Genomic DNA, 15,816 nt, shown 5'->3' on the forward strand with positions numbered 1-15,816 from the left:
CGGCGGAGCCTCAGCGGGGGAGGAGGCCGCTCGCCACGTCGGACGGCTCGACGATCTCGCGCCACGGCTCCGGCCGGAGTCCTGCCGAGCCGAGCACGTCGGCCCCGGCGAGAAGGTCCACGTCGAGACCTGTCAGCTCGCCGATCGCGGCGACCGGCAGCTGGAACGTCCTGAAGTCGCCGATCGGCACCAGGCCCTCGCGCACCCGCTCCACGAGCTCGCTCTGGTCGAGCAGGTACGCGCTCGTCGCGAGCGTCGATCCGTCCGGGCTCCACGCCGCGATCTTCCAGAAGCGGCGGGGGATGCCCGTACCGCGGTAGACCGGGTCGTCGTCCGCGAGCACGGGCCCGGTGAAGACGCTCAGGCGCGTGCGCCAGGTCTGCGCGTACTCGAGCACCAGCGTCTCGAGCCCGAGCCACAGCTCCTGCGACTGGTTGAAGCCGCTCGTCTGGGGCGCGGCGTTCGTGTAGCAGAAGCTGTCGCGGTTGGCCGCGGCGGCCTCGTCCCGGTCGCCCCAGACGGGGTCGCGGCGGCGGACCAGGTGGCCGCGGTCGAGGTCGTTGCGGGCGTACACCTCCGGCCCGGTCTGCTCGGAGGCGGGGATGCGGTCGTCGAGGTGCCAGTCGTCGCCGCGGCCGAGCTCGACCAGGCGCGCGCCGTCGATGTTCACGGCCGTCGAGACGGCCAGGCGCCGCTCCGGATCCAGCAGCACCTCGAAGTGCGTGTACGGCAGGAGCCGCACCGGGCGCTCGACCCTCAGGCGCGGCGCACCCGCGGGGACGCCGAGGAAGTCCGCGTCGAAGCTCACTCCTCGACCTCCGCCGTCGGAGTCGCCGTGGCTGTCGCTGTCGGGGTCGCCGTGGGCGTCGCCGGGGGAGCCTCGGTCGCGGGGACTCCCGTGCCGGTCGGAGCCGGAGCCGGTGCCTGGGTGGCGGGAGCCGGGACCTGCGAGCCGTTGCTGATCAGCAGGGCGATGTCGGAGTAGCGCGCGACGGTCGTGCCCGCGGCCGGGTCGGTGCCCGCCACCACGCCGGCCGGGAGCGACGAGTCGATGGTCGCCCCCTCCTCGACGTCGAAGCCGAGGTCCTCCAGCGCCTCCGTGGCGTCGTCGACCGAGCGGCCGGAGACGGTCGGCACGGCGATCTGGCGGCCGTTCAGCAGGGCGCTGCTGGGCTCCTCGAAGTCGTCTCCGCCGTACTTCTGGTCGGCGCGGGTCATCACCGAGTTCCAGATGTAGTGGCGGATGTTGGAGGCGTACGGGCGGCTCTCGAGCTCCGAGTTCGGGAAGCGGACCTCGCGCATCGAGGTGTGGCCGTCGATGTTGCCCACCCAGACCACGGTCGCGACGCGCGAGCTCGCCCCGTCCATCCAGGTCGACTCCGCGTTGTCGGTGGTGCCCGTCTTGCCGATGTGCTCGATGCCGTCGTCCGGGTCGGACTGGGCGGCCGTGCCGCCGGTGACGACGCGCTGCAGGGCGTAGTTCGCGACCGCCGTCAGCTCGGGGCTGAGGGCCTGGTTGCAGGTGGAGGTCGGCGGCTGGACGGCGGCGCCGGTCGCGTCGGTGATCGAGTCGATGGCGATCGCGGAGCAGGCGGTGCCGTTGTTGGCGAAGCCGGCGAAGGCGGTGACCATCGAGAGGGGGGAGATGAGCGTGTCCGAGCCGAGGACGGCGGACGGCTTGTAGTCGACCTCGCCGCCGTCGGCCGCCTTCACGCCGAAGCCGACCGCGCGGTCGCGGATCGCGCAGAGGTCGAGCTGCTGCGCCATCGAGACGTAGACGGTGTTGATCGACTGCATCGTGCCGGTCAGCACGCTGTAGCTGCCGTTCTCGCTGTCGTCGTTGTTGACCTCGTAGGAGGTGTCGAGCTCGCCGCCCGGCGCGCAGCTGGCGGGGAAGCCCGAGAAGGTGCGCTCGCGGCCGTTGATCGTCTCGTTCAGGGTGCGTCCGCTCGCGAGCCACTGCGCGAGCGTGAACACCTTGTAGGTCGATCCGACCTGAAACCCGGCGGAGCCGCCGTAGGCCGTGTCGGTGTTGAAGTTGACGGCGGAGAAGTTCGCGCCGTTGACGGCGCCGGCCGCGTCGTAGTCCTTGTTCTGCACCATCGCCAGGATCCGGCCGGTGCCGACCTCCATCGAGACGGTCGCGCTGCCGATGTTGGTGTCGAGGGTGGGGACCTTGGGGACGGCGTTGTTCGTCGCGTTGGCCGCGGTGTCCTGCAGGTCGCGGTCGAGCGTCGTGTAGATCTTGTAGCCGCCGCGCTGGAAGTTCGCGAGGCGGGTGTCCGCGTCGTCGCCGAACGCCGGGTCGTTCTGGACGACGCGGGTGATGTAGTCGCAGAAGAAGGCCGCGTTGCCGGCGGTCTGGCAGCCCGTGGGCGTCTGCGTGATCGCGGGGACGACCTCCTCGGCGACGGCGGCGTCGTGGTCGGCCTGCGAGATCTTCCCCTCCTGCAGCATCTGGTCGAGGACGTAGTCGCGGCGGATCTTGTTGTCCGGGATGTTCTCGGGCTGGTCGATCCTGAGGCCGTTGGGGTTGTTGACCGTGGCGATCAGGCTCGCGGCCTGCGCCAGGCTCAGGTCGGCCGCGGTGGTCGAGAAGTAGTACTCGGCCGCCGCCTGGATGCCGTAGACCTGCCCGCCGAAGCCCGCGATGTTGAGGTAGCCGAGGAGGATGTCGTCCTTGCTGTACTTCTTCTCGAGGTCGACGGCGAGCTTCATCTCCTTGAGCTTGCGGCTCGGAGTGGTCGCGGTCGCCTCCTCGTAGGCGGCCTCGGAGGCCGCCTCGTCGGTCGCGCTCAGCGACTCCGCCTTCTGCACGAGGACGTTCTTGACGTACTGCTGAGTGATGGAGGATCCGCCCTGGAGGTCCCCGCCGACGATGTTGCTGAGCACCGCGCGGATCGTGCCCTGCAGGTCGACGCCGCCGTGGTCGTAGAAGCGCGGGTCCTCGGTCGAGACCGCCGCGTCCTTCACGGACTGGCTGACCTGGTCGAAGGCCACCTCCTCGCGGTTCTGCGCGTAGAAGGAGGCGAGCAGCTCGTCCGAGCCGTCGGTGCGCTTGGCGTAGATCTCGGTCTTCTGGGCCAGCTGGCCGAGCTCGAGGTACTCCGGCACCGTCTCGAACAGCCCGATCGGGTTGTTCTCGGCGAGACCGGTGACGGCGAGGGCGGGAGTGACCCCGACCGTGATCAGCAGGCCCCCGGCGAGGCTGGCTCCGACGATCCCGAGGACCCGGGCGAGCACGCCGCCGCGGGCGGTTCCTTGCGCAGACATGGCTACGAGAGTAGGCGACGAGTCTGGATCCGTCGTGCGGCCGCGCTCGCGGGCCCTGATGCCCGCCCTCCCGGCCCCGGGAACGGCGGCCGCCGGTACGGTGAGCGGGTGACCAGAGCCCGAGCATGACCGCCTCCGCCGACCCCGCCGAGACGCGCCGCCGCGCGGTGCTCGTGGTGGCCGTCCTCGCCTCCTTCGTCGCCTTCCTCGACGGCACCGTCGTCAACGTCTCCCTGCCCGCCATCACCCGCGAGCTCGGCGGCGGGCTCGCGGTGCAGCAGTGGGTGGTCGACGGGTACCTGATCACGCTCGGCGCGCTGATCCTCGTGGCCGGCTCGCTCGCCGACCGCATCGGCCGGGCCCGCAGCATGACCATCGGCCTGATCGGCTTCGGCGTCACCTCGCTGCTGTGCGCGCTGGCCCCCACCGCCGAGGTCCTCATCGTGGCGCGGATGCTCCAGGGCGCCGCCGGCGCGATCCTCGTGCCCAGCTCGCTCGCCCTCATCATCGCGACCGTCCACGGCGCCGCGCAGGCCCGGACCATCGGCGCGTGGACGGCCTGGACCGGCACGGCGACGATCGCCGGCCCCGTGCTCGGCGGCCTGCTGGTGGACGCGGGCTCGTGGCGGTACGTCTTCGCGCTCAACCTGCTGCCGATCGCGGTGACGCTGGTCCTGCTGCGCAGGCTCGGCGCGGTCGACTCGGGGACCCGGGTGCCGATCGACGGCGTCGGCGCGGTGCTCGGGGTCATCGGCCTGGGAGGGCCGGTGTTCGCGCTGATCGAGCAGGAGCGGCTCGGGATCCAGCATCCGCTCGTGCTGACCGCCCTGATCGGGGGAGTCGCCGCCCTCGTCGCGTTCGTCGTGTGGGAGCGGCGCGCGGCGCATCCGATGCTGCCGCTGTCGCTGTTCGCGTCGCGGAACTTCACCGTCGGCAACGTCTCGACGGCGTTCGTCTACGGCGCGCTCTCCTTCGGCTTCTTCGCGCTGGGCCTGTTCCTCCAGCAGACCCTGGGCTTCTCGGCGACCCTGGCCGGGCTCGCGACGCTCCCGCCGACGATCCTGCTGCTCCTGCTCTCGCAGATCTCCGGGTCGCTGTCGGCGCGGTTCGGCCCGCGGCTCTTCATGGGCGTCGGACCGCTGATCGCCGCGGCCGGGTTCCTCCTGCTCTCCTTCGTCGACGAGGGCGCCGACTACGCCACGCAGCTGATGCCGGGGATCCTCCTCTTCGGCTTCGGCCTCGCGGTGACGGTCGCTCCGCTGACCTCGACGATCCTCGGCGCGGTGGAGGACGGGCACAGCGGAGTCGGCTCCGCCGTGAACAACGCCGTCTCGCGCATCGCCGGGCTGGTCGCCATCGCCGCGACCTCGCTCGTGGTCGGCGACTCGCTCGATGTCGAGGGCTTCTCCCGTGCCGCCGTCGCGACCTCCGCCCTCCTGGTAGCCGGGGGCGTCGTCTCCCTCCTCGGCATCCGCAACCCGGCTCCCGCCGACCGCTGACGACTGCTCGGGTGCGTCTCCGACCCCCGTCCGGGGTGCGGCGCTCCGTGTTCACGCGGTGTCCGCCGATCCTTCGACGGAACGTGGATGAAATAGTTGTCGCTACATGGAATACTGATCGACGTCGATGCGCTTGCATACATCGGACGGGGACGCTCTCCCCGCGACGACCGTCACACTCGAGGAGAAACCATGACCGACACCGTCACCATCCCCGGCTACAAGGCCGGCACCTGGGTCATCGACCCCACCCACAGCGAGGTCGCGTTCAGCGTCCGCCACCTGATGATCAGCAAGGTCAAGGGCAAGTTCGAGCGCTTCACCGCCACGTTCACCACCGGCGAGAACCCGCTCGACTCCAAGGTCGAGGCCACCGCCGAGGTCGCCTCCGTCAACACCAACGAGCCCAACCGCGACGGCCACCTCCGCACCGGCGACTTCTTCGAGGCCGAGAAGTACCCGGAGATCCACTTCGTCTCGACCGCCGTCCGCCCGAACGGCGACGACTTCCTCGTCGACGGCGAGCTCACCATCAAGGGCACCACCAAGCCCGTCACCTTCGAGGTGGAGTTCGGCGGCTTCGGCACCGACCCGTACGGCAACTACAAGGCCGGCCTCACCGCCAAGGCCACCATCGACCGCACCGACTTCGGTCTGACCTACAACGCGGCCCTCGAGACCGGTGGCGTGCTCATCGGCGAGAAGGTCACCATCACCCTCGACCTGCAGGCCGCCCACCAGGCGTAGTCCGAGCCGATCGACCGGAGCCGTCCCTCCCCCCGGGGAGCGGACGGCTCCGTCGTTCCCGGAGCCGGTCCGGGATCAGAGGATGCCGAGCTCCGTCAGCTGCTCGGAGATGCCCGCGCCGTCGGGCGCGAAGACCCAGGTCGTGCCGCTGGTCAGGGAGCGGTCCTCGGCCTTGGAGCGGCCTCCCGCGAGCACCGCCTCGCCGGTGGAGAGCTGGCGGATCGCGATCGCCGCGACCTTGTCGGGGTGCTCGTCCGCGAAGTCGGAGTAGATCTCCTCGTCGTGCTGCCCGTCGTCGCCGACCAGCAGCCAGCGCACGTCCGGGAACTCGGCCGCGAGTCGGCGGAGGTTCATCTCCTTGTGCTGCTTGCCGCTGCGGAACCAGCGGTCGTGCGTCGGGCCCCAGTCGGTCAGGAGGAGCGCTCCGGCCGGGTACAGGTGCCGCGACAGGAAGCGGGTGAGCGCCGGGGCGACGTTCCACGCGCCGGTGGAGAGGTAGATGACCGGGGAGCCCTCGTACTGCCGGGCGAAGCGGTCGAGGAAGACCGCCATGCCGGGCGTGGGCATCCGGGCGTGCTCGTCGAGCACGAAGGTGTTCCAGGCGGCGACGAAGGGGCGGGGGAGCGCGGTGACCATCACTGTGTCGTCCACGTCCGACACGACGCCCAGCCGCGCCTCCGGACGCACGATGAAGACGGGCGCCTCGACGGGCTTCGAGCCCGCGGTCGAGAAGGTGATGGTGTGCCAGCCGGGCTCGAGCGTGATCGGGAGGTCCGCGTCGACGACTCCGCCGCGGTCGGCCGTCACCCGGTGGGTCTGCCCGTCGGCCTCGACGGTCACGACGGCCCCGCTCACGAAGACGCTGGTGAAGCTCCGCCAGCCGCGCACGCCCTCGACGGGGCGGACCTCCTCGACCCCGGGAGGGGTCGGCCGCGTGTAGAGGACGCGGGCCAGGACGCGCAGCTGCGTCGTCGAGCCGTAGCCGGTGTAGGGGATGACCCTAGGGACGTAGCCCTTGCGCTTCACGCGCCTCATCCGGAAGGAGTGGAGTCGGTCCTCGAGGCGGGCGGCGCGGTGCATGACCTCCGCCTTGCCTGCGCTCAGGGGCTTGCTCTCGGGCGTCAGCGGCATCCGCCCAGTCTGTCAGACCGGATGCCGGACCGCGGATCGCGCTCTCACGCGATCGTCAGGCTCCGGTGGGCTCGATCAGCTCGGGGCCGTTCGCCGAGACGGAGCCCACGGCTGCACCGACGCCGTGCACCTCGAGCTCCTCGGCCAGCTCGGCCGCACCCTCGGCGGCCGCGCGCAGCAGCTCGCCGTCCCCGGGGGGCGCCGGGTCCAGCCAGTCCTCGATCAGCTCCGGCTGCAGCAGCACGGGCATCCGCTCGTGCACCTCGGCGAGCGGCCCGGCGGAGGGGCGGGTGAGGACCGTCGCCGAGAGCAGCCACGGAGAGCCCGGCTGGGCCGAGCGCCACCACTCGTAGAGACCGGCGAACAGGAGGAGCGAGCCCTCGCCCGGCGAGACGTAGACGGGTGCCTTCGCCCCGTCCGCGCCGACCCGCCACTCGTACCAGCCCGAGGCGGGCACGATCGCGCGCCGGGAGGCGTAGGACTCGCGGAACGACGGCTTCTCGGCGACGGACTCGATCCGCGCGTTGAACAGCGGCGGCCCCGCGGACGGGTCGGCGGCGGAGCGGGGCACCAGGCCCCAGCGGGCTCCGGCGAGCCGACGCCGCGGCGGGCTGCCCTCCTCGACCCCCTTCATCGACTCCGCGACGACGGCGATCCGCTGCGTCGGCGCGATGTTCCAGGACGGCTCCGGAAGGTCGGCGCCCGGCTCGTCGATGTCGAAGAGCGCCACCAGGTCGGCGGTGGTCTGCGAGAGGACGAAGCGTCCGCACATGGTTTCTCCCGGGTGGATCGGACCCGCGGAGCCGTCGCCCTTCCGGGGGCGCGAAACACGAGGGACTTTCGATGAGACGACCCCGACCGGCGGTCGCCGTGCGTACGATTGTAGGAACCACGACCGAAGGAGCCCGCCGTGCCTCTTGGAAACCTCGTCGATCGACCGTTCGGTGAATCGTCCCAGGTCCGCAACGAGCCGGTGCAGGTGCGCAGCGCCGCCCGTCTCGCCTCGCTGCTCGACGCGGCGGCCGCCGTCGTCGACGAGGTCGGCTTCGACCGTCTGACCACGGCGATGGTCGCCGAGCGCGCGGGAGCCGCGATCGGCACGGTCTACCGCTACTTCCCGGACCGCATCGCCGTCCTCCAGGCGCTGCGCGAGCGGGCCCTCGAGCGCTTCCGCCGCCGCGTCATCACCGAGATCCGCGACACCCACCCGGGCAACTGGTGGGGCGCGGTCGACTGCGCGATCGACGCCTTCTGCGAGATGCACCGCAACGAGCCGGGCTTCCGCTCCATCCGCTTCGTGGACACGATCCACGCCCCCGAGGTCGCGGGCGAGGCGTTCGAGGCCGGCTTCTTCGCCCGCCGCTTCGCCGAGATCCTCGCGTCCGAGTACGGCCTCCCGGGCGGCGCGCAGCTGTCCTTCCGCCTCGAGGTGACCATCGAGGTCGCGGACGCGCTGCTCACGCGCGCGTTCCTCATCGACCCCAACGGCGACCAGCGCTTCATCGACGAGAGCCGCTCGCTGCTGCGCCACTACATGACCTCGCACTACGGAGCCGTCGAGGAGTCCTGACCGGCTAGGACTGTCAAGGCCCTAGTCGCTCCCGGAACATCCCGCAACACTTCGCGGTCCGGGTTGGCAGGCGGCTGCTATTGGTGTTTTCCTTGCCGCCTGGCCCCGTTCGGGGCCGCGGGCCGTGCAACGGCCGGACGCGCGGAGCGAGAGCGGGCACAGTCGTGGACCAGGGACAGATCGGCGCGCACACCGCCGGACGGCGGGCGGCCTCGTGATCGAGTTCCGCAACGTCAGCAAGCAGTACCCGGACGGCACGCGGGCGGTCGACGACTTCTCGCTCGTGCTGCCCTCCCGGCAGACGACCGTCTTCGTCGGCTCCTCGGGCTGCGGGAAGACCACGATCCTCCGCATGATCAACCGGATGATCGAGCCGACCTCCGGCACCATCGAGATCGACGGCGAGGACATCTCGTCCCTGCCCGCCGTCGCGCTCCGCCGCCGCATCGGCTACGTGATGCAGAACTCCGGCCTCCTGCCGCACCGCAAGGTCATCGACAACATCGCGACCGTGCCGAGGCTGAACGGGGTCGCCAAGAAGCAGGCGCACGCCCGCGCGCTCGAGCTGATGGACACGGTCGGACTGGACCGTGCGCTAGCCGCCCGGTACCCCAGCCAGCTCTCCGGCGGCCAGCAGCAGCGCGTCGGGGTGGCGCGGGGCCTGGCGGTCGACCCGAACATCCTGCTGATGGACGAGCCGTTCGGCGCGGTCGACCCTCTCGTGCGCGCCGACCTGCAGCGCGAGACCCTGCGGCTCCAGGACGAGCTCGACAAGACCGTGGTCTTCGTCACCCACGACATCGACGAGGCGTTCCTCCTCGGCGACCAGGTCGTCATCCTCGAGAAGGGCGGCCGGATCGCGCAGAAGGGCTCGCCCGCCGAGATCCTGGCGAACCCCGCGAGCGAGTTCGTCGCCGGCTTCGTCGGTGCCGACCGCGGCAAGCGCTCGCTCCGGATCGAGGAGCGCGACGGCGCCCGCATCGTGGTCGACGGCGACGGGCGCCCGACCGGAGTGCTGCGCGCGCAGGACGGCCCCGCCGCGTGAACTGGGTCGTCAACAACACGGACGCGATCGTCGCGAACCTGCTGGCGCACCTGGCCCTGTCGGTCCCGCCGATCCTGCTCAGCTTCCTCGTCTCGCTGCCGTTCGGCTGGTTCGCGAACCGCTACCGCTGGAGCCGCGGCACCCTGCTGACAGGGCTCGGCGTGCTCTACGCCATTCCCTCGCTGGCCATGTTCATCCTGCTGCCGGTCCTGCTGGGCATCCCGCTCCGCTCGACCGCCAACGTGATCACGGGCCTCACCCTCTACGGCGTCGCGCTGATGGTCCGCACCACCTCGGACGCACTGGGCGCGGTGTCGGACGACGTCCGCCAGTCGGCGACCGCGATGGGCTACTCCGGCTGGGCGCGCTTCTGGCGGGTCGAGTTCCCGCTGGCCGGTCCGGTCCTGCTCTCGGGCCTGCGCGTGGTCACGGTCAGCACGGTCAGCCTGGTGACGGTCGGCGCGGTGCTCGGGATCCAGAGCCTCGGCCTGCTCTTCACCGACGGCTTCCAGCGCGGCATCACCGGTGAGATCGTCACGGGCATCGTCCTCACGATCGTCCTCGCGCTGGTGCTCGACGGACTGCTGGTGCTGATCGGCCGTCTCCTCATGCCCTGGACGGCTCTGGACCGCACGCGCCGCTCGCGCAGACCGGTCGCGGTCGAGAGGGCGGTGACGTCGTGAACCTCATCGCCGAGGCCTTCGCCTGGATCGCCGACCCCGCGCACTGGACCGGGGTCTACGCGATCCCGACCCGTGTCGCCCAGCACGTCGGCATCAGCCTGCTGGTGCTCGTGATCGCGGCCGCGATCGCGATCCCGATCGGCTACCTGATCGGGCACACCGGGCGCGGCAAGGGCATCGCCGTGCCGGTCGCAGGCGGCCTGCGCGCCCTGCCGACGCTGGGCGTGCTCGTCCTCGCGGCGATGAGCCTGGGGCTCGGCCTCGGCGCTCCGGTGATCGCCCTCGTCGTGCTCGCGATCCCGTCGGTGCTCGCCGGCGCGTACTCCGGGCTCGAGGCGGTCGACCGCCGCACGGTCGACGCGGCGCGCTCGATGGGCATGACCGAGTGGCAGATCCTGACGAAGGTCGAGATCCCGCTGGGGCTGCCGCTGCTGATCGGCGGGCTCCGCTCGGCGGCGCTGCAGATCATCGCGACCGCCACGCTCGCCGACTACATCGGCGCCGGCGGCCTCGGGCAGTACATCTTCCGCGGAGTGAAGTCGGGGGACTACCCGCAGATGCTCGCCGGCTCGATCCTGGTGATCGTGCTGACGCTTTTCAGCGAGATCCTCTTCGCCCTCCTCCAGCGGCTCGCCGTGCCGCGCGGAGTCGTGCTCGGCCTGGCCGGCACCGCCGGCCGCACAGGTTCCCGCGCTTCGTCGCCCCGACGACGCGCGGTGATGGGAATCCCCATCGAAGAAGGGAAATAGCAATGTTCACAGCACATTTCACGAAGGGCCGTGTCGCGCTCAGCGCACTCGCGGTCGGTGCCGTCGTGGCACTGGCAGGGTGTTCCTCGAGCGATCCGCTCGATGAGGGATCGGGTGCGACTGCGGGCAGCGAGACCATCGTGGTCGGCTCGCAGGACTACTACTCGAACGAGATCCTCGCCGAGATCTACGCGCAGGCGCTGGAGAACGACGGCTTCACCGTCGACCGCCAGCTGCGCATCGGCCAGCGCGAGATCTACCTGCCCGAGATCGAGAGCGGATCCATCGACGTCTTCCCGGAGTACGACGGCAGCCTCCTGCAGGCGCTCGAGCCCGACGCGACGGCCACCACCGCCGACGACGTGTACTCCGCGCTCGGCGACGCGCTGCCCGACGGCCTCCGCGCCCTCGACGCCGCCGAGGCCAGCGACCAGAACTCGTACACCGTCACCCAGGCCTTCGCCGACAAGTGGGACCTGACCGACATCGCGTCGCTCAAGAACGTCACCGACCCGATCGTGGTCGGCGGCAACTCCGAGCTGCAGACGCGGCCCTACGGGCCCGACACCCTGCAGTCGAAGTACGGCATCACGACCACCTTCCAGGCGATCGAGGACAGCGGCGGATCGACCACCGTCGACGCGCTCACCAGCGACCAGATCCAGCTGGCGAACGTCTACACGGCCGACCCGAACATCCAGAAGAACGACCTCGTCGCTCTCGAGGACCCGGACGGACTGTTCGTGGCCGACAACGTCGTGCCGATCGTCTCGAGCAAGATCACGGACGACGCGGCCGAGGTGCTGAACGCGGTCAGCGCGAAGCTCACGGCGGACGACCTCGTCGCCCTCAACTCCGAGAGCGTCAACGAGCAGAAGTCCGCGTCCGCGATCGCGGGCGAGTGGCTGAAGTCGGCGGGTCTCGTCGACTGATCCTCCCCGGATCCACGCCCGGAGGCGCGTCACTCGTCGAGGTGACGCGCCTCCGCTCTGTTCAGGAGCTTCTTCCCGAGGAGCACGAGCAGGGCGAAGACGACGATGACGCCCACGAAGACGTAGCCGGCGCCGTGCAGGCTCTCCGAGAGCTCCCGGTAGCTGCCGGCCGCGGCCGCGCCGACGCCGACGTAGGCGGACGACCAGAGCACGCACGCCGGGATCGTCCAGGCCATGAAGGTCCGGTAGCGCATCCCGCTCATCCCCACCGTCAGCGGGATCAGCGAGTGCAGCACCGGCAGGAATCGCGAGAGGAACACGGCGAACCCGCCGCGCCGCGCGAGGTAGCGCTCGGCCTTCAGCCAGTTCTTCTCGCCGAGCCGGCGTCCCAGGCGCGACGCGCGGATCCGCGGCCCGAACCAGCGGCCGAGGTAGAAGCCGACGGACTCGCCGCAGAGGGCGCCGATGACGACCGTGACGGCCAGCGCCGCGAACTGCAGCGGGCTGGTCACGCCGGTCGCGCTGACGATCACGATCGTGTCGCCGGGGACGACGAGGCCCGCCAGGATCGTGGTCTCGAAGAAGATCGCGAGTCCGGCGAGGAGCGTCCGCCAGACCGGGGGGACGCTGACGACGAAGTCCAGGATCCCGGTGAGGGTGTCGTTCACCGGGCGCCCCCGCCCGCCGGGGACTCGATCGGGGGCTGGGGCCGACGGCGGCTCCGGATGCTCGGCATGGCTCGATCGTAGGGGCGCACGGCTGGGCGGCGGCAGGGCTGCGCCCGGGAGGCCGGTGGACGCCGGGCGGTCAGGGGACGGCGACGAGCGCGGAGGCCGCCGGGCCGGTGCCGTTCGCCGTGACCGCCTGCACCGAGAGGGTGTAGCTGCGGCCCGGGACCAGCTTCGTGAAGGTCTGCGAGCGCTTGGTCGCGGCGACCACGGCGCTCCAGGCTCCGGCTCCGCTCGTGTCGGACCCGTCGCGCGACACCCGGTAGCCGGTGACCGCCGAGCCACCGGTCCCCGCAGGGGGCGACCACGCGAGCGTCGCCGTGCCGTCCGAACCCGCCGTGGCGGTGACGGCGGTCGGAGCGCCGGGGAGCCCGGCGGAGACGAGGGTCGCGGTCAGCGTGGTGCTGCTCCCGGGAGTGACGAAGCTGTGCGAGGCGGCGCCGCCGTCCGACCAGGACGAGAACCGGTAGGCCGTGCCCGACGCGTCGGTCTGGTCCGGGACCTCCAGCTGGAGGGCCGAGCCCGCCCACGAGACGACGGTCGTGCCTCCGGCGACCTCGGTGCCGTTGACGACGACCGTCCGGCCGGCGGGAGCGGTGGCCAGGGTGACGGACACCTTCTGCGGGGAGAACGTCCGCGTCGCCGTCGTCGACACTCCGCTCGAGTCAGTCGCGGTGACGCTGATCAGGAGGTCGCTGTCCGCGGCGGCGGCGAGGTCCTCCGGGCCGGGGGCGACGAAGGAGAGGTCGTTCCCCGTCAGCGGCCCGAGGAAGGGATGCGTGTGCTGAGCGTGGCGGCGCTGGACGGTCCAGGTGAGCGCCGAGGCGGGCAGGACGCCGTCCTCGGCGTCGGTCGCCGTGGCGCGGAGGCCGTAGCTCCGGCCCGTCACGAACACCCCTCCGTCGGCGGGTGCGGTGATGCTCACCGTCGGGGCACTGCCGCCCGAGGTGATCCTCGTCGTCGCGGGTGCGGAGACGGCTCCCTTCGGATCGCGGACGCGGAGGGACGCGGTCCAGCTGCCGGCGGCGTAGCTGTGGGTGAAGGTCGGGCCGGTCGTGATGCGGTCGGGGGTGCCGTCGCCGAACGACCACAGGTAGGTCAGGGCACCGCCCTCCGGGTCGCTGCTGCCCGAGCCGTTCAGCCGCGCGGCGAGAGGAGCCGCGCCGGAGGAGGGGGCGGCGGTGAGGGCCGCGGTCGGAGCGCGGTTCGCCGCGGCGGTGTAGGCGAGGCGCCGGACCTCGCCGCCGTTCGCGTAGCTGGTGTAGAAGAGGTCCTGGGTCCCGCGCGAGGGACCGAAGGCCATGGCGACGGCGCTGCTGCCGCCGAGGCCGGTCACGAGGTCGCCGGCCGCGCCGGTGCGCCCGAGGGTCCGGATCTTCCCGCACACGTAGTCGCCGAAGAGGTACGCGCCGTCGTAGGCGGCCGGCCAGACGCCGCGGGGGACGTAGGCGCCGCCCGTGATCGAGGCGCAGCCGCTGCTGTGCGCGTAGTCGTGGACCGGGTCGGTGAGCCCGGCGGGCGCCGCGGCTCCGCAGTTCGAGGCCGAGCCGGTCTTCGCGCAGTGGCCCTCACGGGTGTTCCAGCCGTAGTCGGCGCCGGCGACGCCCTGGTCGATCTCCTCCCAGGCGTCCTGGCCCACGTCGTTGATGCGGAAGACGGTGCCGGTCGCGTTCGGGTCGAAGGCCATCCGGAACGGATTGCGCAGGCCGCTCGCGAAGGTCTCGCGGCAGCGCAGGCCCTCGGCGGCCGGGGCGAGCCGGCAGGAGGCGGTCCCGGTGCCCAGGTAGGGGTTGCCGGCCGGGACGCCGCCGGTGAGGGTGATCCGGAGGATCTTGCCGTTCAGGATGTTCGGGTCGCGGGCGGCGTCGTTCCGGCCGCCGCAGCCGCTGCCGCCCGGCGAGCCGACTCCGCCGCGGTAGTCGCAGCCGCCGTCGCCGACGCTGACGTAGAGCAGGCCGTCCTTGCCGATGGCGAGGTCGCCGCCGTTGTGGTTGCTCGCGGGGGAGTAGATGCCGTCGAGGAGGACGCGCTCGGAGGCCGGGTCGATGCGGTCGTCGGTGCCGAGCTGGAACGAGGAGACGCGGTTGCGCGGGGCTCCCGCGGGGTTCACCGTGCCGCCGGCGTTGGTCGGGCAGGAGGAGTCGGAGCCCTTCGCGGTGTAGTAGACGACGACGGTGCGCGAGCCCGGTGCCGGGTCGACCGCGAGGCCGAGCACGCCGCGCTCGCCGTTGGCGCAGACCTTCGAGCGCAGGTCGAGGGCCGGGGTGGCGATAAGGCTGCCTCCGCGGATCACCCGGATCGCTCCGGTCTGCGAGGAGACGAGGGTGCGCCCGTCGGTCGTGAAGGCGAGGGCGGTCGGCGCGGGGACGGCCGCCACCCGGGAGTCGGTGAAGCCGGCGGGCACGACGGGAGCGGCGGACGCCGGACCCGCGGGCCCGGCGACGAGCGCGGCGGCCGTGATCGCCAGGACGGTGAGCAGGGCGGTACCGCGGGGGCGGATCCTCGAGCGGGGCATCGGTGACTCCGAGACGGTCGGCGCTGCTGAGCGAGCGGCGGTCTGCGGCGGTGCAGAGGGCGCTGTCGGCGATGACGCGGGGCCAGGATAGGCGCGCGCGGCGGAGGGGCCGTGTCCCCCTTCAGGGTCTACACTGGGGGCTCCGGGGGCGGTGTCCCCGGGCCGCTCACGTCGAGCGGGGCTGCAGTGCGTCGGCCCGCCGGTTCACTCCAGAGCGGGCAGGACCACCGCGCGGACCGCCTCCGAGAACCGGGCGTAGCCGGCCTCGTCGAAGTGCAGGCCGTCGTCGACGAAGAGGGAGGGGTCGACAGAGCCGTCGGAGGTGACGAGCGCGTCGGCGGTGGGGACGAAGGTGACGCGGTCGTCCGTCTCGGCGTAGGCGCTGACCGCGGTGTTGGCGGCGCGGACCTCGGCGCCGACGGAGGCGCGGGCGGGCGTCTCCGCGATCTCGACGTAGAACAGCTCGGCGTCGGGGGCGACCTCCTCCACGCGCTGGAGGTACTCGACGACGGCGCCGGCGGTCTGGGCGCCGGTGCGCGAGCCCTCCTCGCCGCTGATGTCGTTCGCTCCCACGTACACGATCACGGCGCGGGGATCGAAGGGGGCGACCATGCGGTCCAGCCACGCGAGGTGATTGGCGACGGTCGTGCCGCCGATCCCGATGTTGTAGGTCTCGAGCGGGCGCAGGTCCTCCTTGGAGGTCGTCCAGCGGCCGATCGTGGAGCTGCCCGTGAGGACGATGCTGTGCTGCGGGAACCCGGCGGCGAAGCGCCTCTCGAGACCGGCGACGCGCTCGGCCATGTCGACGGAGGAGGTGGGGTCGGGGGAGCTCGCGGCCGGAGCGCCCGTGCCTCCGCTCCGCGAGGCGAGCGAGAGGGCGATGCCCGCGATGGCGAGGACCAGCGCGAGCACCAGCAGCGCGACCAGGAGGTGGAGGCGGATGC

General features: G+C 71.9%; 14 protein-coding genes. 7 read left to right on the forward strand and 7 right to left on the reverse strand.

Annotation, left to right across the window (positions count from 1 at the left end; genetic code table 11):
• Positions 1-10: 10 nt before the first annotated feature.
• Both C5C35_RS03160 and C5C35_RS03165 read right to left on the reverse strand, forming a co-directional pair.
• On the reverse strand, positions 11-808 hold the full coding sequence (locus tag C5C35_RS03160; protein WP_258066308.1) for a DNA/RNA non-specific endonuclease: 798 nt from the start codon (positions 806-808) through the stop codon (positions 11-13).
• Entirely contained in the window at positions 805-3,273 is a 2,469-nt protein-coding gene (locus C5C35_RS03165; RefSeq protein ID WP_104255131.1) for a transglycosylase domain-containing protein, read from the reverse strand. Before C5C35_RS03165 ends, C5C35_RS03160 begins: the two co-directional genes overlap by 4 nt.
• Before the next feature lie 125 nt (positions 3,274-3,398).
• Between C5C35_RS03165 and C5C35_RS03170 the strand changes: the two genes are divergently transcribed.
• Both C5C35_RS03170 and C5C35_RS03175 read left to right on the forward strand, forming a co-directional pair.
• Positions 3,399-4,772, forward strand: coding sequence for a DHA2 family efflux MFS transporter permease subunit (locus C5C35_RS03170; protein ID WP_104262533.1), 1,374 nt, complete (start codon positions 3,399-3,401; stop codon positions 4,770-4,772).
• A 192-nt stretch (positions 4,773-4,964) separates the two neighbouring features.
• Entirely contained in the window at positions 4,965-5,519 is a 555-nt protein-coding gene (locus tag C5C35_RS03175; RefSeq protein WP_104223105.1) for a YceI family protein, read from the forward strand.
• Positions 5,520-5,594: 75 nt separating this feature from the next.
• Here the strand turns inward: C5C35_RS03175 and C5C35_RS03180 are convergent, their stop codons facing one another.
• Complete coding sequence (locus C5C35_RS03180) at positions 5,595-6,650, reverse strand: App1 family protein (protein WP_244229442.1); 1,056 nt, start codon at positions 6,648-6,650, stop codon at positions 5,595-5,597.
• Between the two features lie 55 nt (positions 6,651-6,705).
• Positions 6,706-7,422, reverse strand: coding sequence for an SOS response-associated peptidase (locus C5C35_RS03185; protein ID WP_104255134.1), 717 nt, complete (start codon positions 7,420-7,422; stop codon positions 6,706-6,708).
• Between the two features lie 138 nt (positions 7,423-7,560).
• Here C5C35_RS03185 and C5C35_RS03190 point away from each other — a divergent pair, with 138 nt between their 5' ends.
• The 5 genes from C5C35_RS03190 to C5C35_RS03210 all read left to right on the forward strand — a co-directional run bounded on the left by C5C35_RS03190 (position 7,561) and on the right by C5C35_RS03210 (position 11,629).
• Positions 7,561-8,220 carry a TetR/AcrR family transcriptional regulator gene (locus C5C35_RS03190; protein ID WP_104223107.1) on the forward strand — a complete coding sequence of 220 codons (660 nt, stop codon included), beginning with the start codon at positions 7,561-7,563 and terminating at the stop codon, positions 8,218-8,220.
• Between the two features lie 214 nt (positions 8,221-8,434).
• Positions 8,435-9,265, forward strand: coding sequence for an ABC transporter ATP-binding protein (locus C5C35_RS03195; RefSeq protein WP_104225631.1), 831 nt, complete (start codon positions 8,435-8,437; stop codon positions 9,263-9,265).
• Entirely contained in the window at positions 9,262-9,948 is a 687-nt protein-coding gene (locus tag C5C35_RS03200) for an ABC transporter permease (protein WP_104223109.1), read from the forward strand. The genes C5C35_RS03195 and C5C35_RS03200 overlap by 4 nt, the downstream gene beginning before the upstream one ends.
• Positions 9,945-10,697: an ABC transporter permease gene (locus tag C5C35_RS03205; protein WP_104262534.1), complete on the forward strand. Its 753-nt coding sequence runs from the start codon at positions 9,945-9,947 to the stop codon at positions 10,695-10,697. The genes C5C35_RS03200 and C5C35_RS03205 overlap by 4 nt, the downstream gene beginning before the upstream one ends.
• A 2-nt stretch (positions 10,698-10,699) precedes the next feature.
• Positions 10,700-11,629: an ABC transporter substrate-binding protein gene (locus C5C35_RS03210; RefSeq protein ID WP_104223111.1), complete on the forward strand. Its 930-nt coding sequence runs from the start codon at positions 10,700-10,702 to the stop codon at positions 11,627-11,629.
• 29 nt (positions 11,630-11,658) lie between these two features.
• Here the strand turns inward: C5C35_RS03210 and C5C35_RS03215 are convergent, their stop codons facing one another.
• The 3 genes from C5C35_RS03215 to C5C35_RS03225 form a co-directional block, all read right to left on the reverse strand.
• Positions 11,659-12,297 carry a DedA family protein gene (locus tag C5C35_RS03215; protein WP_104223112.1) on the reverse strand — a complete coding sequence of 213 codons (639 nt, stop codon included), beginning with the start codon at positions 12,295-12,297 and terminating at the stop codon, positions 11,659-11,661.
• Positions 12,298-12,436: 139 nt separating this feature from the next.
• Positions 12,437-14,872, reverse strand: coding sequence for a PQQ-dependent sugar dehydrogenase (locus C5C35_RS03220; RefSeq protein ID WP_104262535.1), 2,436 nt, complete (start codon positions 14,870-14,872; stop codon positions 12,437-12,439).
• Positions 14,873-15,076: 204 nt separating this feature from the next.
• The coding region (locus C5C35_RS03225) for a GDSL-type esterase/lipase family protein (protein WP_146084559.1) at positions 15,077-15,816 on the reverse strand (740 nt) is incomplete at its 5' end.

Origin of the sequence: Rathayibacter sp. AY1F8 (assembly GCF_002932165.1) — a bacterium.
Lineage (GTDB): Bacteria > Actinomycetota > Actinomycetes > Actinomycetales > Microbacteriaceae > Rathayibacter.